General features: G+C 69.4%; 14 protein-coding genes and 3 pseudogenes. 11 read left to right on the plus strand and 6 right to left on the minus strand.

The window, feature by feature from the left end:
- Nucleotides 1–642, minus strand: coding sequence for a TetR/AcrR family transcriptional regulator (locus tag NM962_20945; GenBank protein ID UVO12306.1), 642 nt, complete (start codon nt 640–642; stop codon nt 1–3).
- Between the two features lie 131 nt (nt 643–773).
- On the opposite strand from NM962_20945, the gene NM962_20950 reads away from it, so the two are divergent.
- A complete protein-coding gene (locus NM962_20950) occupies nt 774–1,616 on the plus strand; it encodes a hypothetical protein (protein ID UVO12307.1) in 843 nt (280 codons plus the stop codon).
- Here NM962_20950 and NM962_20955 read toward each other — a convergent pair.
- The 4 genes from NM962_20955 to lysX all read right to left on the minus strand — a co-directional run bounded on the left by NM962_20955 (nt 1,543) and on the right by lysX (nt 7,831).
- On the minus strand, nt 1,543–2,718 hold the full coding sequence (locus NM962_20955) for a winged helix DNA-binding domain-containing protein (protein ID UVO12308.1): 1,176 nt from the start codon (nt 2,716–2,718) through the stop codon (nt 1,543–1,545). The genes NM962_20950 and NM962_20955 overlap by 74 nt on opposite strands.
- A 3-nt stretch (nt 2,719–2,721) precedes the next feature.
- Nucleotides 2,722–2,961: a hypothetical protein gene (locus NM962_20960; GenBank protein UVO12309.1), complete on the minus strand. Its 240-nt coding sequence runs from the start codon at nt 2,959–2,961 to the stop codon at nt 2,722–2,724.
- Between the two features lie 179 nt (nt 2,962–3,140).
- Nucleotides 3,141–4,424, minus strand: a complete 1,284-nt coding sequence (locus NM962_20965) for an alpha/beta hydrolase-fold protein (GenBank protein ID UVO14870.1) — start codon at nt 4,422–4,424, stop codon at nt 3,141–3,143.
- A 59-nt stretch (nt 4,425–4,483) separates the two neighbouring features.
- Nucleotides 4,484–7,831 carry a bifunctional lysylphosphatidylglycerol synthetase/lysine--tRNA ligase LysX gene (gene lysX, locus NM962_20970; GenBank protein UVO12310.1) on the minus strand — a complete coding sequence of 1,116 codons (3,348 nt, stop codon included), beginning with the start codon at nt 7,829–7,831 and terminating at the stop codon, nt 4,484–4,486.
- Nucleotides 7,832–8,205: 374 nt separating this feature from the next.
- On the opposite strand from lysX, the gene infC reads away from it, so the two are divergent.
- The 4 genes from infC to NM962_20990 are packed head-to-tail and all read left to right on the plus strand — an operon-like array spanning nt 8,206 to nt 10,302.
- Nucleotides 8,206–8,829 carry a translation initiation factor IF-3 gene (gene infC / locus NM962_20975; protein UVO14871.1) on the plus strand — a complete coding sequence of 208 codons (624 nt, stop codon included), beginning with the start codon at nt 8,206–8,208 and terminating at the stop codon, nt 8,827–8,829.
- Between the two features lie 26 nt (nt 8,830–8,855).
- Nucleotides 8,856–9,050, plus strand: a complete 195-nt coding sequence (gene rpmI / locus NM962_20980) for a 50S ribosomal protein L35 (protein ID UVO12311.1) — start codon at nt 8,856–8,858, stop codon at nt 9,048–9,050.
- A gap of 56 nt (nt 9,051–9,106) precedes the next feature.
- A complete protein-coding gene (gene rplT / locus NM962_20985; protein UVO12312.1) occupies nt 9,107–9,505 on the plus strand; it encodes a 50S ribosomal protein L20 in 399 nt (132 codons plus the stop codon).
- Nucleotides 9,506–9,519: 14 nt separating this feature from the next.
- Complete coding sequence (locus NM962_20990; protein ID UVO12313.1) at nt 9,520–10,302, plus strand: RNA methyltransferase; 783 nt, start codon at nt 9,520–9,522, stop codon at nt 10,300–10,302.
- Here NM962_20990 and NM962_20995 read toward each other — a convergent pair.
- Nucleotides 10,299–11,417: an oxygenase MpaB family protein gene (locus NM962_20995; protein UVO12314.1), complete on the minus strand. Its 1,119-nt coding sequence runs from the start codon at nt 11,415–11,417 to the stop codon at nt 10,299–10,301. The genes NM962_20990 and NM962_20995 overlap by 4 nt on opposite strands.
- Nucleotides 11,418–11,626: 209 nt before the next feature.
- Here NM962_20995 and NM962_21000 point away from each other — a divergent pair, with 209 nt between their 5' ends.
- The 6 genes and pseudogenes from NM962_21000 to pheT all read left to right on the plus strand — a co-directional run bounded on the left by NM962_21000 (nt 11,627) and on the right by pheT (nt 20,332).
- Nucleotides 11,627–12,478: an adenylate/guanylate cyclase domain-containing protein gene (locus tag NM962_21000; GenBank protein UVO14872.1), complete on the plus strand. Its 852-nt coding sequence runs from the start codon at nt 11,627–11,629 to the stop codon at nt 12,476–12,478.
- Between the two features lie 142 nt (nt 12,479–12,620).
- Nucleotides 12,621–13,379, plus strand: a pseudogene (locus NM962_21005) (hypothetical protein).
- Nucleotides 13,380–14,012: 633 nt separating this feature from the next.
- Nucleotides 14,013–14,324, plus strand: a pseudogene (locus NM962_21010) (hypothetical protein).
- A gap of 891 nt (nt 14,325–15,215) precedes the next feature.
- A pseudogene (locus NM962_21015) lies at nt 15,216–15,521 on the plus strand (hypothetical protein).
- Between the two features lie 1,263 nt (nt 15,522–16,784).
- Nucleotides 16,785–17,837 (plus strand): phenylalanine--tRNA ligase subunit alpha, encoded by a 1,053-nt coding sequence (gene pheS, locus NM962_21020; GenBank protein UVO12315.1) that lies wholly within the window; start codon nt 16,785–16,787, stop codon nt 17,835–17,837.
- Complete coding sequence (gene pheT / locus NM962_21025) at nt 17,837–20,332, plus strand: phenylalanine--tRNA ligase subunit beta (protein ID UVO12316.1); 2,496 nt, start codon at nt 17,837–17,839, stop codon at nt 20,330–20,332. Before pheS ends, pheT begins: the two co-directional genes overlap by 1 nt.
- Nucleotides 20,333–20,352: the final 20 nt, after the last annotated feature.

Below are 20,352 nucleotides of genomic sequence, written 5' to 3' on the forward strand. Positions count from 1 at the left end.
CTAAGCCGGCTCAGCGCCGAGGCTGACTCGCAGGTGCCGCACGACAGCGTCGGCAACAGCCTCGATCGGCTCCGTCTTGCCCGCGGAGACCCAATCGGTGAGCCAAATCTGCAAGGCCGAGATGACCAGTGCCGCAGCGATTCGCGGAGGCAGGTGGGCGATCTGACCAGCTTCCACGGCGATTTCGGCCGCTCGGGTGATCATGTCCATACCCGTTCGCCACGCTGCTCGTTGACCCCCTCGGCCCAGTTCGGCTGAGGCCGATGCCCAGCTCAGGCCCTCATTGATGTGCAGCTGCAGAAAGTGCGGGTGTGCTGCGAAGAACTCGACCTCGGCACGCGCTCCGACCAGGATCGCCTCTAGCGGGGAGTCGATTTCATCGGTGCGTACGCGCACGGCGGCGACGAACGCCTGCATGCGCGCGGCATTGAGGACATCCCAGATTTCGTCTTTGCCGCCGAAGTGCTTGTAGACCGTCGCCAGTGACACTCCGGCGGTCTTGGCGATGTCACTCACCCGTGCGTCGGCGAAGCCGGTGCGACTGAACTCGTACTCGGCTGCCGCCACGATCTGCTGTTGGTACATGGCCCTGCGTGCGTCGGCCATGTCAGCGATCGGCGGCGTGGATCGGTTCGTTGCCATGGCCGCCCCCTGCTCTCGATCGACCGTTGGCCCAGTGTCCACGAGGTGCTACGGTCCCACAGTAATCATGATTCTGTTTAACAGAGTCATTATTACTACATAACTCGATCGGAATTGGGAGAGGTGCGCCGATGGCGACCGCTGAGCTGAGCCGGGAGAACTTGCCGCAGATTTCGGCGACACTTCCGCGGTCGCGCGGACTGCGCATCGTATGGATCGTGGCGTTCGGCTCGCTGGCTTTGGCGTTTCCGATATACAGCTACTTGGCATTTCACAGCAGCGTCGACCGTCCCTTCATCGCCGACGCCATGGCTGTGCAGGCGACCGCTGCCTACTTCCTGGGCATTTTTGCGGCGTTCCTGCCGCTACCGTCGCTTCGGGCCTGGACCCGATTTCAACGCCTCCAGGCGGTGGTTCTCCCGTTCGTGATCTGCTCCTACGTCACGCATCTGACTTGGGAGCTCGGCTGGCTGATCCTGCACAAGGCCATCGCCGGGGCGCGCGATGCCGCGTGGGCGTATCCCTGGTGGAACTACATCGACGGCGGCGACCTGCGCTATCTGCACGCCGAACCCAACTTCTTGATGATCGAGGTGCTGTCGGTGATCAACGCCTGTGTCGGCGTCACCGGACTGATCCTGCTGTTCCGGTCCAAGTTCACCGACTACCGGGGAACCCTGCTGGTGATGTCGACAGCCGTCACGCACACCGTCCTGACCTGGTATTACTACGGCACCGAGATCATCGCCGGCTTCCCGTCGATCAATACCGACAGCTTCATGGATCTGGGTGTCAAGTTCGTTCTGCTGAACGGCCCGTGGTTGATCGCGCCCTGGCTGGTACTGGCCTGGGGGTACGCGATGCTCAAGAAGCAGTTCACCACTTCGGGAAACTACGCCGTCAGCGCTGCGCCGCCTTCACCAGCGGCGACGGGAACCGCGGCGGCACCCGCACCCCGTCCAGCCACTCGGTGAGCTCCTGCGCCCGCTTGGCCAACACAGAGCGGGCCTGGGGGCCCGGGTCTTCGAGCAGCTGCAGTTGCACCTCGGCGGCCGCATTCTGATACCAGCCGCCGACGATCCGGCCGTCCCACCACACCGTGGGCCCGGCGTTGCCGTTGTTGTCGAAGAGCTGGCCGCGGTGCTCGCCCAGGTACCAGTCGCGCTGGTACCAACCCATGGTGGTGACGTCGAGGCCCGGCAGCAGCGCACCCCACGGCTCCGCGTCGGGTTCGGGCTCCAGGTCGTCGTCCAGCGCGTAACCGGGCGTGCCGTGCAGGTCGACGTCGACGGCGCCGATCTCACTCAACGCCTTGCGGACCACTGTCTTGGTAGTGCCGAACCACCACTTGATGTCCTCGGCGGTGGCCGGGCCGAACGCCCGTAGCCAGGTTCGGATCAGCTGGGTCTGCGCCGGCTCGGCGGTCATCGGCGCGCCGAGTGCACCGAGCCAGCGTGTCGCGGTCGTCCACTGCGGCCGCGACGACGTCCAGCCGCCGTCGTTGGGACCCCGCACGATGTGGCCCTGCGCGCCCAGCACGGTCAGCGCGCGCGGCGCCAGATGGGTCTGGCCCCCGTAGGATTTTCCGGGCGCGGGATCATAGGTGCCGGCCAGCTCGGGCAGGGCCGCGCGGAGTGCGATGCTGCTGGCCGGCCCGTTCTCATCGAGGTGCCGTAGTACCGCGGCCGCGGCCTGGGTCAGCCATTTTTCCCCGTCATCGGCCACGCCCGCTTTGGCCACATCGGCGATCAGCTTGCGTCGTTCGGTGTCGGCCACCCGGTCGCTGGCCGCGGCTTGCACGGCGGGCAGATCGGCGGGATCGAACACCCACAGTGTTCGGCGCATCGCCAGATGCTTGACCAATGAACGTTTTTCATACAGGGCGTCGTTCAGGTCGGCCACCGCGAACCCCGAGCGCCGCGCCCACAGCGACAAGTACGGGGTGGCGGGATCGGTGGCGTGCAGCCCGACCAGCGTTGCCGCGATCCGGTCGATCGGTTCGTCAGTGGTGTCAGGCGCAAGAAAATGTCTGCGCGCCAAACGGTTTCGCCGCTCGGCGATAGTGAAGCTCCGCACCGGTCAGTGCTCATCCTCGTGCATCGACTTGCGGATCTGCTCCAGCCGGTCGGCGGCCGCACGCTGGCGTTCCTCGAACTGCTTCTCGAGGGTGCGGCCGTCCGGTGTTTCGGAATCCAGCTCCTGGGCGCCGATCGAGGTCTCATAGCGGCGCTCGATCTTCTCGCGCACCGAATCGAACGTCGGCACGCCGGTGGCGTCGTAACCGCTGCCGGCCTGCGGGTCGCTCGGATCGTCACCCATGGTGGCCACGTTACCGCCGGCGATCGAAGTAGCAGGCCCATTCCTCGAGTGCGCGGTTTGGTACGCAGAACGGCCGATTTTCGAACCAAAACGTACACTCGGCGAATCTCGATGCGGCCGCTGTCGCTCAGAGCCGGGCACAACACCATATGGTCGAAACCCGGACCAGCATCGCCTCCTCACATGCTCGGGAAAGCGACCGGCGCCACCCCCGGGGTGCTCAGCCGGGCGGCCAGCCACGGCAGCGCGTGGGTGAACGCCCTGCCGGCGAACGGCCAGTCATGTTGGCCCGGTTCGATGACTACGGCACAGTCGATGCCGTTGGCCTGGCCGAGCGAGCACAGCGACCTCGCGGCGGCCAGCTGACCGCCGATATCGTTCGCCGCGGCGCTGCCGTCGACCGCGAACCACCCCGAAACCCCGGAATACCGGCCGTGCTTGGCGATCACCGTCGACGGGTCGAACGCCGCCCAGGCGTCGGCGCTGCCGCCGAACAGTCGATGGATGGTCTGGGATCGGGTTCCCGCGTTGGGACTCAGATCGCCGGCGATGTCGACAAAGGCGCTGAACTTGTCGGGGTGCATCGCGGTCAGGTCGACCGCGCAGGTGCCGCCCATGGACCAGCCGACCAGACCCCACTGCGACGGTTCGGGGCTGACCCCGAAGTGCGAGATCATGTACGGCGCCACGTCTTCGGTGAGATAGTCGGCGGCGTTGCCGCGCGGGCCGTTGACGCACTCGGTGTCGTTGTTGAAGGAGCCACCCGAGTCGACGAACACTAGCACCGGTGCATTGCCGTGGTGCGCGGCCGCGAAGTCGTCGGCGGCATTGATCGCGCCCCCGGAGCGCAGCCAGTCGGCGGGTGTGTTGAACTCGCCGCCGATCATCATCACGACCGGCAGCGCCGGCGGTGGATTCTGGGCGAACCACGCCGGAGGCAGGTACACCAGTTCGCCGCGATGCTTGAAATGCGAAGCGTCGGCGGGAATCGTCACCTGCAGCACGCGGCCGCGCGCGGGCAGGGTGCCCGAGCCGGCTATCGCATCCACCGCGGCCATGTCGCTCTGGTCGGGCAGCGGCCCCGACGTCAGGTCGTCCCAGGCGCTCTGCACGGTCGGGAAGTAACCGACCCAGGCGTTGAGGGTCAGTGCCGCACTGACCAGACACAGCGGCACCGCCAGCAGGGCGACGCCGCGTCGCCACCAGGCCGCACCGCGCCAGCCCAAGATCAGCAGCGCCGCGGCGGCGCCGGTCAACGCGACCCACACCCACAGGGTGAGCGGCGGCGGCTGACCGGACAGCCCGTCGTCGGTGACGAACCAGTACGCGCACCCCGCCCCAGCGAGCCCCAGGACGCCGATCAGCGGCAGCCGCCACAGCCAGCGGCGCGACCGCCAGCCCACGGCCAGAACCAGCGACAACACCGCCGCCGCCTGCACCGTGACCGGAATCCAGCCATGCATCAGCGAGGTGTGTTCGCCACTCGCCAGGATCACCCCTCCATGATGGACCGGAATGCGGCTCAACGCGGCTTGGCCAGCGGGAACGGCAGTGTGTCCCGGATGCTGTGGCCGGTGATGAGCATGACGACGCGGTCCACGCCCATGCCCAGCCCGCCGGTCGGCGGCATCGCGTACTCCATGGCCTGCAGGAAGTCCTCGTCGAGTTCCATGGCCTCGGGGTCCCCGCCGGCGGCCAGCAGCGACTGCTGGAGCAGCCGGCGGCGCTGCTCCACCGGATCGGTGAGCTCGCTGTAGGCGGTGCCCAGCTCCACGCCCCACGCCACCAGGTCCCACCGCTCGGCCACCCCGGGCTTGCTGCGGTGCGGCCGGGTCAGCGGCGACACCGAGGTGGGGAAGTCGGTATAGAACGTGGGCTGCTCAGTGCGGGCCTCGACCAGGTGCTCGTAGAGTTCCAGCACCACCGCCCCGGCATCCCACTGCCGCAGGTAGTGGACGCCGGCACCGTCGCATAGCCGGCGCAGCGTGGCCAGATCGGTGCCGGCGTCGATCTGCTCGCCGAGCGCATCGGACACCGCGTCGTGCACGGTGCGTACCGGCCACTGCCCGGAGATATCGACCGCTTCGAGCTTGTCGTCGGCCCCTGGCCGCATCACGACCGGGGCACCGTTGGCCGCTACCGCGGCGTTCTGGATCAGCTCGCGGGCCCCGTCGATCCAGGCCAGGTAGTCGCCGTGGGCCTGGTAGGCCTCCAGCAGGGTGAACTCCGGGTTGTGGCTGTAGTCGACGCCCTCGTTGCGAAACGCCCGGCCCAGCTCGAATACCCGCTCCACCCCGCCCACACACAGTCGCTTGAGGTAGAGCTCCGGGGCGATCCGCAGATACAGGTCCAGGTCGTAGGCGTTGATGTGGGTGACGAACGGGCGCGCGTTGGCCCCGCCGTGCAGTTGCTGCAGGATCGGGGTCTCGACCTCCAGAAACCCCTTGGCGAACAAGGTGTCCCGGATCGAGCGCAGCACATTGCTGCGGGCCGAGATCAGTTCGCGAGCTTCGGTGTTGATCGCCAGGTCCACATAGCGGGCCCGCACCCGGGCCTCGGGGTCGGTCAGCCCCTTCCATTTGTCGGGCAGGGGGCGCAGGCATTTGCCGACCAGCCGCCAGCGCGCCACCAGTAGCGACGGTGTCCCGTTGCGGCTGCGCCCCATCCGGCCGGTCGCCTCGACCAGGTCGCCCAGATCGACACCCGCGCTGAAGTCCGCGGCGCGCGCGTCGCCGTCGGCCTGCGCGAGCACCGAATCATCGAGCAGCAACTGCACCTCACCGGACCAGTCCCGCAGCTGGGCGAACAGCACCCCGCCGTAGTCACGCATCCGCAACACCCGCCCGGCCACCGACACGGTCTCCGCGGTGTCGCTGGCCAGGGCTTGGGTCACACTGTGGCTGGGCGCGACGCCCACCGGGTAGGCGTCGACGCCGCTGTCCTGCAACGACTTCAGCTTGGCCATTCGGACCCGGACCTGTTCGGGGAGCCGGGGCAGCGTCTCGGCGGGCTCGATGAACTCGCGGGCGGCACCGCCGTCGATGGTGTCAGGTGCGGTCCCGTCGCTGTGCAGCCGCCCGGAGGCGGCCACCGTCGGCGGCACGGCGGAGTGGTGTCCGGTGTGCTGTTCGTTGCGCCGCGAGAAGGGCAGCACCAGAAAGCCTTCGGCGATCACCGAGGCCACCCCGACGCGGGGGATCAGCCGTGCGTCCTCGTAGCAGGCATAGCGAGGCACCCATTCCGGCCGGTACTTCATGTTCGACCGGTACAGCGTCTCCAGCTGCCACCAGCGGGAAAAGAACATCAGCAGTCGCCGCCATAGTCGCAGCACCGGCCCGGCGCCCAGCTGCGCGCCCTGCTCGAACGCGGCCCGAAACATCGCGAAGTTCAACGAGATCCGGCTGACGCCGATGGTGGTGGCCTGCAGCGCCAGCTCGCTGACCATCAATTCGATGGTGCCGTTGGGGGATTGCGGGGAGCGGCGCATCAGGTCCAGCGACACCCCGTTGTGCCCCCACGGCACCAGCGACAGCATGGCCACGACCTCCCCGGTGCGCGGATCGCCGCGTACCGCCTCGACCAGCAGGCAGTCGGCGTCGGCCGGGTCGCCGAGGCGGCCCAGCGCCATGGAGAACCCGCGCTCGGATTCGGTGTCGCGCCAGGCGTCGGCGTGTTCGATGACGCGGGCCATCTCGTCGGCGCCGATCTCACCGTGCCGGCGCATCCGCACCGTCAGACCCGAGCGGCGGGCCCGGGTGACCGCCTGGCGCACCCCGCGCATGTCCGGTCCGGACAACTTGAATTCCGAGGGCCGCAAGATCGCCTCGTCGCCCAATTCCAGAGCGCTCAAGCCGGCGTCGCGGTAGGCCTGCGCGCCGGCGTGACTGGCGCCCATGACCCCGGGCGCCCAGCCATAGACCTTGCAGATCCGCAGCCAGGTGCCGATGGCCTGCGGCCACGCCCTCGGGTCGCCCACCGGGTCGCCGCTGGCCAGACAGACGCCCACCTCGACCCGGTAGGTGACCGCGGCGCGCCCGTTGGGGGCGAACACCACCGACTTGTCCCGGCGGGTGGCGAAGTAGCCCAGCGAGTCGTTCTGACCGTACTGCTCGAGCAAACCGCGGATCGCCGACTCGTCTTCGCCGGTCAGCGCGTTGTCGGCGCGCTGGGACAAAAACAGCACGATCGCCGCCGCGATCAGGGCCAGCGCCCCGAGCAGCCCGCACAGGGCGCGCAGCCCGAGATCCGGTTTGCCGGGGAAGAAGTCCGGCTCGAGCAGCCCGAAGCCGACCACCCGGTTCACCACGTAGGGCAGTCGCAGGGGGCGTGTCACCGTGCCGGGGAACAGCTCGATGAGGCCCCAGCACAGCAGGATCGCCACCGTCCAGCTGGCGACCAGCGTGGCGGCCGACTTGAGTAGGGCTCCGCGCCGCACTTTGGCCCAGAACTCGCCGCGCGCTGCCACCAGCACCACGATCGCGACCACGTGCAGCACCAGCCCCGCGAGGCCGCTGATGACTTGGAAACGGTCGGAGGTGTCCGACACCAGCCGGCTGACGTTCCAGCCGCCGGCCACCACCAGGTTGGCGATCAGCAACCACCAGGCGATGCGTTTATGTGCGCTGAGCGCTGCGGCCAGCAAGGCCAGGACGAATGCCCAGGCCAGGCTGGTGTCGGGGAAATTGAACAGGTATCTGTCGATGAACTCCCGAGGCTCCCGGATCGCCCAACGGATCACCGGTGACATGCTCGCCAGCAGCGACAACGTGGCGGCGATACCGACAGCCCAAGCGGCGGCGGAGGGCACCCAGTGGAAGCGGGTGTTCGAGCGGCTGCGCGAGCGCGGCACGGGCGGCACTGTCAGGGTCATAGCCCGCGAGAATAAGCAGAAAAGCCGCGAAAAATATGTGAGGAATCGCCGGTGGGTGTGATCGCCGGGAGGAAGCAGCCCTGAACTGCTGCTAGACTCGCTTTCGCGACCGTCCCGGCGTACGCCAGGACAGCAAGTGGAGTTCCCTCCCACCACTAGCCAAGGAGCAATCCTTGAAGGCTCAGTGGTCCGGTCGCAGGCGGTTTAACCGCCTGCTCTGCGCACTGCGCAGGCGGCTTGAGCTATTCAGGCCGTGATCGGTCGGTATGGGCCCTGCTTCGTGCAGGGCTTTTTTGCTGGTGGGTGGGGTCAGCGCCGCTGCGTCCGGACGAGCACTGCGGCGGCCGCGACCGAAGACTACCCAAGGAGGTCCCATCAGCACTGAGATCCGCGTCAACGAGCGCATTCGTGTACCTGAGGTTCGTTTGATCGGCCCGGGCGGGGAGCAGGTAGGCATTGTGCGCATCGAAGATGCGCTTCGCGTCGCCGCGGATGCCGATCTTGATCTTGTCGAAGTCGCACCGACCGCCAAACCGCCGGTCTGCAAGATCATGGACTACGGCAAGTACAAGTACGAGGCGGCTCAGAAGGAGCGCGAGTCTCGCAAGAACCAGCAGCAGACCGTCGTCAAGGAACAGAAGCTGCGTCCCAAGATCGACGACCACGACTATGCGACGAAGAAGGGCCACGTGGTCCGCTTCCTCGAAGCCGGGGCCAAGGTCAAGGTGACGATCATGTTCCGCGGCCGTGAGCAGTCCCGGCCCGAACTCGGCTACCGCCTGCTGCAGCGGTTGGGCGCCGACGTCGCCGAGTACGGCTTCGTCGAGACCTCCGCCAAGCAAGACGGACGCAACATGACGATGGTGCTGGCACCGCACCGCGGCGCGAAAACCCGTGCCAAGGCTGCAGAGGACGCCGGTGGAGGCGCGGTTCACCCCGCACCTGCCACCGCTCCCGCCCCCGCGGCGGACGCGGCCGAGCAGCAGCCCGAGAACTGAAAACCCGACAGCAGAACTGAGGAAACATGCCCAAGGCGAAAACCCACAGCGGCGCTTCGAAGCGATTCCGTCGCACCGGAACCGGCAAGATCGTCCGGCAGAAGGCGAACGCCCGCCACCTGCTCGAGCACAAGCCGAGCACCCGCACCCGTCGTCTGGCCGGCCGCACCGTGGTGGCTGCCAACGACACCAAGCGCGTCAACGCGATGCTGAACGGCTAATTGCCGCTTTTCTGGCACCGCAATCCCCTTACGCCCAACGAGAGTAGGAACACCCCATGGCACGCGTGAAGCGCGCAGTCAACGCCCAGAAGAAGCGCCGTACAGTCCTGAAGGCTTCGAAGGGTTACCGTGGCCAGCGGTCGCGGCTGTACCGCAAGGCCAAGGAGCAGCAGCTCCACTCAATGACCTACGCCTACCGCGACCGTCGCGCCCGCAAGGGTGAGTTCCGCAAGCTGTGGATCTCGCGCATCAACGCCGCGGCCCGCGCCAACGACATCACCTACAACCGACTGATCCAGGGCCTCAAGGCCGCTGGCGTCGAGGTGGACCGCAAGAACCTCGCCGAGATCGCCGTCAGCGATGCGGCTGCCTTCACCGCGCTGGTCGAGGTCGCCCGGGCCGCGCTGCCCAGCGATGTGAATGCGCCGTCATCCTCCTCCGGCGAGGCTGCCTGACCCGAACCGAGCCGATGCTGACCGAACGTTCGGCCCGGGTGGTCGCGGCGGTCAAGCTGCATCGGCACGTGGCCAGGAAGCGCGAACAGCGCTTCCTGGCCGAGGGGCCCAACCTGATCGAGGCCGCGATCGCTCGCGGCCTGGTCCTCGAGGTCTTCGCCACCGAACCGGCGGCGCAACGTCATCACGATCTGCTGGCTTGCGCGCAGGTACCGGTCCAGCTGGTCACCGACCGCGCGGCAAAAGCCTTGTCGGACACCGTCACCCCGGCCGGATTGGTCGCGGTGTGCGCGCATACCGAAGCTGATCTGCACACCTTGCTGGCCGACGCTCCGCGACTGGTGGCGGTGGCCGTGGGCATCGGTGAGCCCGGTAACGCCGGCACCCTGATCCGCATCGCCGACGCCACCGGCGCCGACCTGGTCGTGCTGACCGGCAACAGCGTCGATCCCTATAACGGCAAGTGCCTGCGTTCGTCTGCGGGCAGCATCTTCAACATCCCGGTCGTGGTGGCTGCCGACACCGACGCCGTGCTCACCGCATTGGGACAGGCCAGCCTGCAGGTGCTGGCGACGGCCCTTGACGGCGAACTGAGCCTCGACGACGCCGACCCGGTGCTGACCGCGCCCACCGCGTGGCTGTTCGGTCCGGAGGCCCAGGGATTGCCGACCGAGGCCGCAGCCGCCGCCGACCACCGGGTGCACATCCCGATGGCAGGCGGTGCTGAGAGCCTCAATGTTGCTGCGGCGGCAGCGATCTGCCTCTACCAGAGCGCGCGAGCCCAGCGCCGCGCTTAGGCGGCCTTGGGCTTACGGCGCGGCGGCCGCGGGGTCAGGCCGCCGCCGGCGGCCAGCGAGAAGGTGCTGTGCATCAGGGCCCCGGCGCGCTCGACCAGTTTCATGCCCCGGCTCACCGGCGGGACGTAGTGCATCCCGCTGCGGCGCCGGTCTTTTGGTGGCCCGCTGAACCAGGGTGCTTCGATCGGCGGTGTGTCGCTGGGGATCTTGCCCTGTTCGCGTCGGTATCCGGCCAACGCGCGCGGGTGCAGCCGAATCTCGTCGGGCACGAAGCTGAATGCCACGTGGCTGACCTTGCCCAGCAACCGTAGTAGCACCTCGTCACCCTCCGACCAGCGCAGACCGGCCTTTTCCCGCACTACCGGCTCGAACAGCCCGGCCGCTACCCAGCGCTGGGCGGCCAGCGCCGGCTTGAACATCTGGTGCCACACCGCGTCGGGCATGGGAACGAACCAGGGCTTCGGGATGCGGATGTTCAAGATGTCGATCGCGGCCGGTGTCAGCTCCAGCTCGTCTTCGCACACCCGGTTCCAGTACTGGCAGAAGTCTTCCCAGGACTTCGGCACCGGGCGCATGCTCATGCCGTACATCTGGTACCACCGCACGTGCTCGTCGAAGAGCTGGCGCTTCTCGGCCAAAGTGAGCCCACCGTCGAAGTACTCGGCGAGCTTGATGATCAACATGAAGAACGTGGCGTGCGCCCAATAGAAGGTGTCGGGGTCCAGCGCGTGATAGCGCCGGCCCTTTTCGTCGACCCCCTTGATGTCGCGGTGGTAGTCGCGGATCGAGGCACCGGTGTGCTGGGCCCGGATGCCGTCATAGACCACGCCCATGATCGGGTACACCGACCGTGTCACGCGCTGCATCGGCTCGCTCAAGATGCTGGAGTGCTCGGTTACTCCGGCGCCCAGGCCGGGGTACATGTTCTCGATGGCGCCGATCCAAACGCCCATGATGCCGGTGCGGAGGTCACCGAAGTACTTCCAGGTCAACGAATCAGAGTTCAACGGCTCCACCGCGGGAGCGGGTTTGGGAGCGGTTGCGGCGACGCTCGGGGCACTTTCGTCGGCGGGCGCGGTCGCCTGCTCAACGGACGCGGTCGGCGTAACGGTCATCACGTCTCCTGTCTGGGAACCTGAAACTACGATAATTGTGACAACGATCGTTGTCTACATTCGTTGTGGCGCGTCGCGCCGAAAACGCCGATCGTGTCGTGCGCCACTGTCGGGCTCGTTGCCGGTCTCTGCGAGTGCCACCTACCCTGAATCTCATGGACCTCGAGCCGGCCCCTCGGCAGGCTGATGGGCTCGGGGAGGCGGTGGAGATGTCCGACGAGCCCAGCACCAACCGCCGCCCAACGTTCTCCCTGGACGAGGCCGCGGCCTGGCTGAACCGCACTACCAACGACGTCCGGATCGTGGACCTGGTCCGGCGGGTGCGGCGGGTGTTGCCCGGGGATCCGGAATTCGGGGATCCGTTGTCCACCGCCGGAGATGGGGGACCACAGGCCGCCGCCCGGGCGGCCGACCGCCTGATGGGTGATCGCTCGGCGGCCTCCCGCGAAGTCAGCTTGGGCGCGTTGCAGGTCTGGCAGGCCCTGACCCAACGAATGTCGCGGGTGCCGGGCAACGCTGAGGCAACGCTGGTCTTCACTGATTTGGTCGGCTTCTCAACGTGGTCACTGCAGTCCGGCGACGATGCCACCCTGACCCTGCTGCGGCGGGTGTCGCGCGCGATCGAGCCGCCGCTGCTGGACGCCGGCGGCCGCATCGTCAAACGAATGGGCGACGGACTGATGGCCGTGTTCCGGGACCCGCTGGTCGCCGTCGCCGCGGTTCTGGAGGCGCAAGAGGCTATCCGCGAGGTCGAGGTCAACGGTCACACGCCGCGGATGCGGGTCGGCATCCACACCGGCCGCCCCCAGCGGCTGGCCGACGATTGGCTCGGCGTGGACGTCAACATCGCCGCTCGGGTCATGGAACGCGCCGTCAAGGGCGGGATCGTGGTTTCCGGGCCGACTTTGGAACGGATCGACTCGGCCGCCCTCAATGAGCTGGGGGTGGTTGCTAAGCGAGCACGCCGCCAGGTGCTCGCGGCCAAGACCAGCGGCGTACCGGCAGATCTGACGATGTACCGCCTGAAGGTAGTTCGCCAGAACCCACCAGGCATCGACTGATTGCGCGTCGTTAACTTGCTTGTGGGCCGGTCAGGTTGCCCCACACGAGTGGATGAACCCCGTTCCTTGGAATACCCTGCGGTGAGCGAAGTAACTATTTGACCGGTTTACACAGGTCGCCTTAAAGCAGAAGCGGGGAAACATGTCAGGTCGGCAGCAGCGTCGGAACAACCGCCGTAAGACGAATCGGCTGGTTGGTGCCGGTGGCACGGCCGCGGCGTTCCTGACGTTCGGCATGGCACCCCTGGCGGCGGCCCCCACAGCGCGCGCCGACTGGGACTTCGACTGGCTGGACGACCTGTTCACCCCGGTCTCAGACTCGTCGACCGGCTGGGACAGCAACGCCTGGGACATCGGATCGTGGTTCTCGGCGGCCGACCCCGGCCTTGCCGCCGACACCAGTGCGTTCGATATGACGGCGATCTTCAACTCGCTGGTCTATCAGCCCCTGTACACGATGATCGACTCGTTCATCGACAACCCGGCCAACTCCTGGCTGGTTAACATGGTCAACAGCTGGGCGCCCGAGGGTCAGATGTATCTGGGCGATGGCGCCGCCGGTACGGCCGCGCACCCTGACGGCGGTGCGGGCGGTATCTGGTTCGGCAGTGGCGGGGCGGGTTACGCCGGTCAGGCCGCGGTAGCCGGTGAAGACGGTGAAGACGGTCACGACGCTATTGCGCCCGGCGACGGTGGCGCTGCCGGCTGGTTCGGCAACGGCGGCGCCGGTGGAGCCGGCACGGACGGCCAGGTCGGCGGCGACGGCGGTGCCGGCGGCACGTTCATGGGCATCGGTGGTGCCGGTGGTGCGGGCGGTTTGGGCGCCAACGGCGGTAACGGCGGCGACGTCGAGGGCTGGCTGTTCGGCATCGGCGGTGCGGGTGGCGCCGGCGGCACGGGAACGGCCGGTGGCCAGGGTGACGACGGCGCTTGGGGCACCAACGGTGGTGCCGGTGGAGTCGGTGACGCCGGCAACGCCGGTGGTGCCGGCGGTAACGGCGGTAGTGCCGCCAAGTCGCTGTTCGGCACCGGCGGTGCGGGTGGCAAGGGTGGCGCCGGAGGTGCTGGCGGCCAGGGCGGTACCGGTGCGGATGGCGAAGTCGGCCACGCCGATGGTGGTAACGGCGGCAATGGTGGCGAAGGCGGCGCGGCGGGCAAGGGCGGCGCCGGCGGCGCGGGTGGCTCGCTCGGCAGCAAGGGCGCGGCCGGCGAGGACAGCACGATCAACGGCGACGGCGGCAAGGGCGGCGTCGGTGGTGCCGGTGTCGACGCCGAGGGCGGCAACGCGGCGGGCAACGGCGGCGTCGGCGGCAACGGCGCCAGTGGCGGCGAGAGCGGTAACGGTGGCGCCGGCGGCTTGGGCGGCGCCGGTGGCGCCGGAGACGCCACGCACGACGCCGGTAAGGGCGGCAACGGCGGCGAAGGTGGTGACGGCGGCAAGATCGGCAACGGCGGTACCGGCGGTACCGGCGGAACCGGTGGCGTGAGCGGGACGGCTAACGACACTCTGGATGGCGGAGACGCAGCCATCGGTGGCATGGGTGGTACCGGCGGCGCTGGCGGTGCGGGCGGCTCCGAGGCGGGCAACGGCGGGACCGGCGGGACGGGCGGCGCCGGTGGTGCCGGCCACGACGGAATCAAGGGCACCAACGGAGACGCCGGTGACTTCGGGACTGGGGACGGCACGGGCGAAGCCGGTCAGCAAGGCGGCAACGGCTTCGACGGTGGTGTCGGCGGCACCGGTGGTGTCGGCGGCACCGCTGCCCACGGCGACGCCGGAGCCAACGGCAACGGTGGCGTCGGTGGCGTCGGCGGTGCCGTTGGTGCGGGCGGTGACGGCGGGAAGGGTGCCGACGGCGTCTGGAACAACCCCCTCTCCAATGGCAACGGTGGCGACGGCGGCAGCGCCGGAGCCAACGGCGAGCACGCCGGAAACGGCGGTGCCGGCGGCGCGAAGGGTGGCGCAGGCGCCCAAGCTGGTGATGGTGGCGCTGGCGGCAGCGAAACGCCCTTCGAAGCCAGCAATGGTGGTGCGGGCGGAAATGGCGCCAATGCCGACGGTACACACGATTTCGGTGGCAATGGCGGCAACGGCGCTGAGGGTGTCCACGGCGGCAACGGCGGTGCCGGTGGCAACGGCGGATCCGGTACCACCGGTAACGGTGGTACCGGCGGCGACGGTGGTAACGGCGGTAACGGTTCCCGCAGCGACGGCGGCAACGGCGGTGCGGGCGGCGCCGGCGGGGCATCGGAATCCGGCAACGGTGGTGCCGGTGGTGCCGGTGGTGACGCAGGTGACGGTGACCACGGCGTTGAGGGCTCGACGGGCGACTTCGAAACCGGAACAGGTGCCGGCGGCAACGGCGGTGACGGCTTCAACGGTGGCAAGGGCGGAGCCGGTGGCGCCGGCGGTGACTCCGAGTCCGGCACCAACGGCAGCGGCGGCGACGGCGGTACCGGCGGCAACGCCGGCGCGGGCGGCAATGGTGGCACCGGCGCTACGGGTGACTGGACGCAAAAGGGTCAGTACGGCTACGGCTCCGGCGGCAAGGGTGGCAACGCGGGCGACGTGGGCTCCGCGGGCGAAGGCGGCGCCGCGGGCGCGGCGGGCACCGGCGGTAATGGTGGCGAAGCAGGCAAGGCCGGCACGGGTGGAGCAGGCGCCGATCCCACCGGGGTGCACGGTGGCACCGGTGGTGCCGGCGCCGCCGGCGATCAAACCCATTGGAACGGCGGCACCGGCGGTGACGGCGGTACCGGCGGCGTCCACGGCAACGGCGGTGATGGCGGCGCGGGTGGTAAGGCGTACTACGACCCCGACACCGACACCACCAGGGCGACCACGGGTGGCAACGGCGGGGTCGGCGGCAACGGCGGCGCCGGTGGCACCGAAAGCGGCGACGGCGGCAACGGCGGAAAGGGCGGCGACGCAGCATCGGGCAGCCAGTACGGCGGCAACGGTGGTGCTGGCGGCAAGGGCGGCGCGTCGAGTGCGGTCAACGGCACCGGCGGCCAGGGCGGCGACGGCGGTGCAGGCGCTGTCGCCAAAGGCTGGACGTCTGACGGGAACTGGGGTATCGACACCTTCCCGAACAGGCACTTCGGGGAGGGCACCATCGTGGGCGTCTCCGGCAACGGCGGCGCGGGCGGCGCGGGCGGCGCGGCTACCGGCGAACACGGCACCGGCGGTGCAGGTGGCAATGGTGGCGTAGGCGGCGGAACCACCAGCAGCGACAACGGCGGAACCCGTGTCATCTGGGGCGGTGCCGGTGGCGCCGGTGGCGCAGGTGGTGCGGCCACCATCCCCGCTCCCCCTGCCAACGGCGGCAGTGGCAGTGACGACGAGACTCCCGCTCCGACCGTGGAATCCGGCAACGGTGGCAACGGTGGCCAGGGTGGTGCCGGCGGAGCAGGCACCATCACCGGCGGTGCCGGCGGTGCCGGCGGCGCCGGTGGCGCCAGTGATGACGGCGAGGGCGGCAACGGTGGTGCCGGCGGTACGGGCACCAACGCCACCGGCTGGAACGACCCCAACGGCGACCTGGCCGGCAAGGGCCAGATCCTGGCCTTCGGCGGCAGCGGTGGCAACGGTGGCGCCGGCGGTAATGGCGTGACCGGTGGCGATGGCGGAATCGGCGGCAACGCCGCCAACGGCGCGACCGGCGGCAGCATGTACAGCTCCGGTGGCACCGGCGGCAACGGCGGCGCCGGCGGCGCCGGCACCACCGGTGACGGCGGTAAAGGTGGTAACGGCGGTACCGGCGGCAACGCGACCTGGCGTGCCCACGACGGCGGGGCCGGCGGAGCCGGCGGCAACAGCGCCTCGGGTAATGGCGGTGTCGGTGGCGACGGCGGCCAGGGCGGCAAGCTCACCGCAGGCGGCACCGCACCGACCAACGGCTCGGCGGTCACTGTGGGCAACGGCGGCGCCGGCGGCAACGGCGGCAGCAGCACCGGTACCGGCACCGAAGGCGCCGGCGGTGCCGGCGGTGCGGGCGGCACCGGCGGTGATGGTCTCGGGAAGACCAACGGTGGCGCTGGCGGAACCGGCGGCACCGGCGGCAAGGCGGGCAGCGTGGCGGGCACGGCCGGAACCAAGCCCAGCGCCCCCAACAGCACCACAGGTGTTGAAGGCGGCGCCGGCGGTGCAGGTGCCCCGGCAACCCACGCACCGGAGCCTCCGGCCGGCAGCTAACGGGCAGACCGAAAGCCCCGCACACCGCGTGCGGGGCTTTCGTCGTCATGTCGATAAGATCGACGCTTGCGTCTCAGCCAAAATCACAGCCAGTAGGGGGAGTTTCCTCGCGTGGGCGAACAACCAGTCGACCCGTCCGTCGTCTCCGACGCGACCCTGACCTCGGCGCTACAGGCGGCGCAGGCCGCCTTCACTGCGGCCGCCGACCTGGATGCGCTGGCCCACGCCAAAACCGAGCACCTCGGTGACAAGGCGCGGCTGGCGCTGGCACGCCAAGCGTTGGCCAAGCTCGACAAAGCCGACCGCGCCGACGCGGGCAAGCGGGTCAACGCCGTCCGGACCGACGCCCAGCGGGCGTACGACGAGCGCCTGGCGGCGCTGCGCGCCGAACGTGACGCTGCCGTGCTGGCCGCCGAGAGCATCGATGTCACCTTGCCCTCGGCCCGCAAGCCCGTCGGTGCGCGGCACCCCATCACCATGCTGGCCGAACACGTCGCCGACACCTTCGTCGCCATGGGCTGGGAACTGGCCGAGGGCCCCGAGGTCGAAGCCGAACACTTCAACTTCGACGCGCTGAACTTCCCGGTCGACCACCCCGCGCGCAGCGACTCCGACACCTTCCACATCGCCCCGGCCGGATCGCGGCAACTGCTGCGCACTCACACCTCCCCGGTGCAGATCCGGGCCCTGCTGGCCCGTGAACTGCCGGTCTACGTCGTATCGATCGGGCGGACCTTCCGCACCGACGAGCTCGACGCCACGCACACCCCGGTGTTCCACCAGGTCGAAGGCCTGGCGGTCGACCGCGGCCTGACCATGGCGCACCTGCGCGGCACCCTGGACGCCTTCGCCCAATCCGAGTTCGGGCCGGCGACGCGCACCCGGTTCCGGCCGCATTTCTTCCCGTTCACCGAGCCGTCGGCCGAAGTCGACATCTGGTTTGAGGGCAAGAAGGGCGGACCCGGCTGGGTCGAGTGGGGCGGCTGCGGAATGGTGCACCCCAACGTGCTGCGCGCGGTGGGCATCGACCCGGCCGAATACTCCGGCTTCGCCTTCGGCATGGGATTGGAGCGAACCCTGCAGTTCCGCAACGGAATCCCCGACATGCGCGACATGGTCGAGGGCGACGTCCGGTTCTCCCTGCCGTTCGGGGTGGGTGCCTGATGCGTATTCCCTACAGCTGGTTGAAAGAAGCCCTGGTTGCCGGTGCGCCGGGCTGCTCAGATATCACCCCCGACGAACTCGAGCAGGCGCTGCTGCGGGTCGGCCACGAGGTCGAGGGCGTGCACACCCTGGGCCCGGTCACCGGGCCGTTCAAGGTCGGCCGAGTCGTCGAGATCGAGGAACTCACCGAGTTCAAGAAGCCGATCCGGGCCTGCCGCGTCGACGTCGGCGAGGCCGAGCCGCGCGACATCGTCTGCGGTGCCAGCAATTTCGCCGTCGGCGACTTGGTCGCCGTGGCTCTGCCCGGCGCGGTGCTGCCCGGTGATTTCGCGATTGCCTCCCGCAAGACCTACGGCCGCACCTCCGACGGCATGATCTGCTCGGCGTCCGAAATACGGCTGAACACCGATCATTCCGGCATCTTGGTGCTGCCGGAAGGCACGGCCGAACCCGGTGCGGACGCCGCGGCAGTGCTGGGTCTCGACGACGTGGTCTACGAGCTGGCCATCACCCCCGACCGCGGCTATTGCATGTCGGTGCGGGGGCTGGCACGCGACATCGCCAACGCGCTGGACCTGGACTTCGTAGACCCGGCCTCCCGCGAGGTAGTGCCGGCACTGCCCGCCGAAGGTGAGGCGTGGCCGCTGAGTGTGCAACCCGGCACGGGGGTGCGCCGCTTCGCGCTGCGCAGCGTCACCGGTATCGACCCGGCGGCGGTCTCGCCGTGGTGGCTGCAACGCCGCCTGGCGCTGTGCGGCATCCGGGCGATCTCCCCGGCCGTCGACGCCACCAACTACGTCATGGTCGAACTCGGCCACCCGATGCACGCCCACGACCGGGCCCGCATCACCGGCGGCTTCGACGTCCGCTTCGCCGCGGCCGGCGAGACCGTCACCACCTTGGATGACATCGAACGCAAACTGGAACCGGTCGACGTGCTGATCGTCGATGACGTCGCCACGGCCGCGATCGGCGGCGTGATGGGCTCGGGCAGCACTGAAATGCGCGACGACTCAACCGATGTGCTGCTGGAGGCCGCGATCTGGGACCCGGCTGCGGTGTCGCGGACCGCGCGGCGGCTGCACCTGCCCAGCGAGGCGGCCCGCCGCTACGAGCGCTCCGTGGACCCGGCCATTTCGGTGGCCGTGCTGGATCGCTGCGCGAGCCTGCTGGCCGAGATCGCCGGGGGAGTCATCGGTACCGGTCTGACCGACTGGCGCGGTGACCCGCCGGTCGAGCGCTGGAACCCCGCGCCGGTGCAGATCGCCGCGGACCTGCCGGACCGCACCGCGGGGGTCAGCTACCCCGAGGGCACCACCGTGCGGCGGCTGACCCAGATCGGCTGCGAGGTGGCCGCGACCGGTGACGTATTGACCGTCACCCCACCGAGTTGGCGCCCGGACCTGCGTCAGCCCGCCGACCTGGTCGAGGAGGTGCTGCGCCTCGAGGGGCTGGAGTCCATCCCGTCGGTGCTGCCGACCGCACCGGCCGGACGTGGGCTCAGCGCCACCCAGCGCCGCCGCCGCGCGATCGGCAAGTCGCTGGCCCTGGCCGGCTACGTCGAGGTGCTTACCACGCCGTTCCTGCCCGCCGGGGTCTTCGACACCTGGGGGCTGGCCGACGACGACCCGCGTCGCGCCACGGTGTCGGTGCTCAACCCGCTGGAGGCCGACCGGCCCCAGCTGGCCAGCACGCTGCTGCCCAGCCTGCTGGAAGCCTTGGCCCGCAACGTGTCTCGCGGCATGAATGACGTCGCACTGTTCGCGATCGCACAGGTGGTGCAGTCGGTGGGGCCGGCCGAGTTCCCGGCCGTCACGCCCGCCCGGCGCCCGACCGACACCGAGATCGCCGGGATCGACGCCGCCCTGCCGCGCCAGCCGCAGCACATCGCGGTCGCGCTGACCGGCCTGGCCGAACCCCGTGGACCGTGGGGCCCGGGTCGGCCGGTGGAAGCCGCCGACGCCATCGAGGCGGCACGGGTGATCGCCCGCGCCAGCGGCGTCGAGGTCACGCTGCGCTCCGCGGCCTACCTGCCGTGGCACCCGGGCCGCTGCGCCGAGGTGCTCGTCGGCGAGACCGTGATCGGTCACGCCGGCCAGCTGCATCCCGCCGTCATCGAACGCGCCGGCCTGCCCCAGGGCACCTGCGCGGTCGAGCTGAACCTGGACTCCATCGGAGTGTCCACGGCGTTGCCGGCTCCCCGAGTGTCGCCGTTCCCGGCGGTCTTCCAGGACCTGGCCCTGGTGGTCGATGAGAAGGTGACCGCCCAATCGGTGGCCGACGCGGTGCGCGAGGGCGCCGGTGAGCTGCTGGAGGACATCGCGCTGTTCGACGTCTACACCGGCCCGCAGGTCGGCGAGGGCCGCAAGTCGCTGGCGTTCGCGCTGCGCTTTAGGGCCGCCGATCGCACGCTGACCGAGGACGAGGCGAGTGCGGCCCGCGACGCCGCGGTCGCCCGCGCCGGCGAAGCCGTCGGCGCCGCCCTGCGGGGGTAACTTCTCCCTAAAGATCGACT

Source organism: Mycobacterium sp. SVM_VP21 (assembly GCA_024758765.1).
GTDB classification, from domain to species: Bacteria; Actinomycetota; Actinomycetes; order Mycobacteriales; family Mycobacteriaceae; genus Mycobacterium; species Mycobacterium heraklionense_C.

Coding starts and splice junctions, on each gene's coding strand:
- NM962_20945 (UVO12306.1), bottom strand. CDS start 642: ATGGCAACGAACCGATCCACGCCGCCGATCGCTGACATGGCCGACGCA.
- NM962_20950 (UVO12307.1), top strand. CDS start 774: ATGGCGACCGCTGAGCTGAGCCGGGAGAACTTGCCGCAGATTTCGGCG.
- NM962_20960 (UVO12309.1), bottom strand. CDS start 2,961: ATGGGTGACGATCCGAGCGACCCGCAGGCCGGCAGCGGTTACGACGCC.
- NM962_20965 (UVO14870.1), bottom strand. CDS start 4,424: ATGCATGGCTGGATTCCGGTCACGGTGCAGGCGGCGGCGGTGTTGTCG.
- lysX (UVO12310.1), bottom strand. CDS start 7,831: ATGACCCTGACAGTGCCGCCCGTGCCGCGCTCGCGCAGCCGCTCGAAC.
- rpmI (UVO12311.1), top strand. CDS start 8,856: ATGCCCAAGGCGAAAACCCACAGCGGCGCTTCGAAGCGATTCCGTCGC.
- rplT (UVO12312.1), top strand. CDS start 9,107: ATGGCACGCGTGAAGCGCGCAGTCAACGCCCAGAAGAAGCGCCGTACA.
- NM962_20990 (UVO12313.1), top strand. CDS start 9,520: ATGCTGACCGAACGTTCGGCCCGGGTGGTCGCGGCGGTCAAGCTGCAT.
- NM962_20995 (UVO12314.1), bottom strand. CDS start 11,417: ATGACCGTTACGCCGACCGCGTCCGTTGAGCAGGCGACCGCGCCCGCC.
- NM962_21000 (UVO14872.1), top strand. CDS start 11,627: ATGTCCGACGAGCCCAGCACCAACCGCCGCCCAACGTTCTCCCTGGAC.
- pheT (UVO12316.1), top strand. CDS start 17,837: ATGCGTATTCCCTACAGCTGGTTGAAAGAAGCCCTGGTTGCCGGTGCG.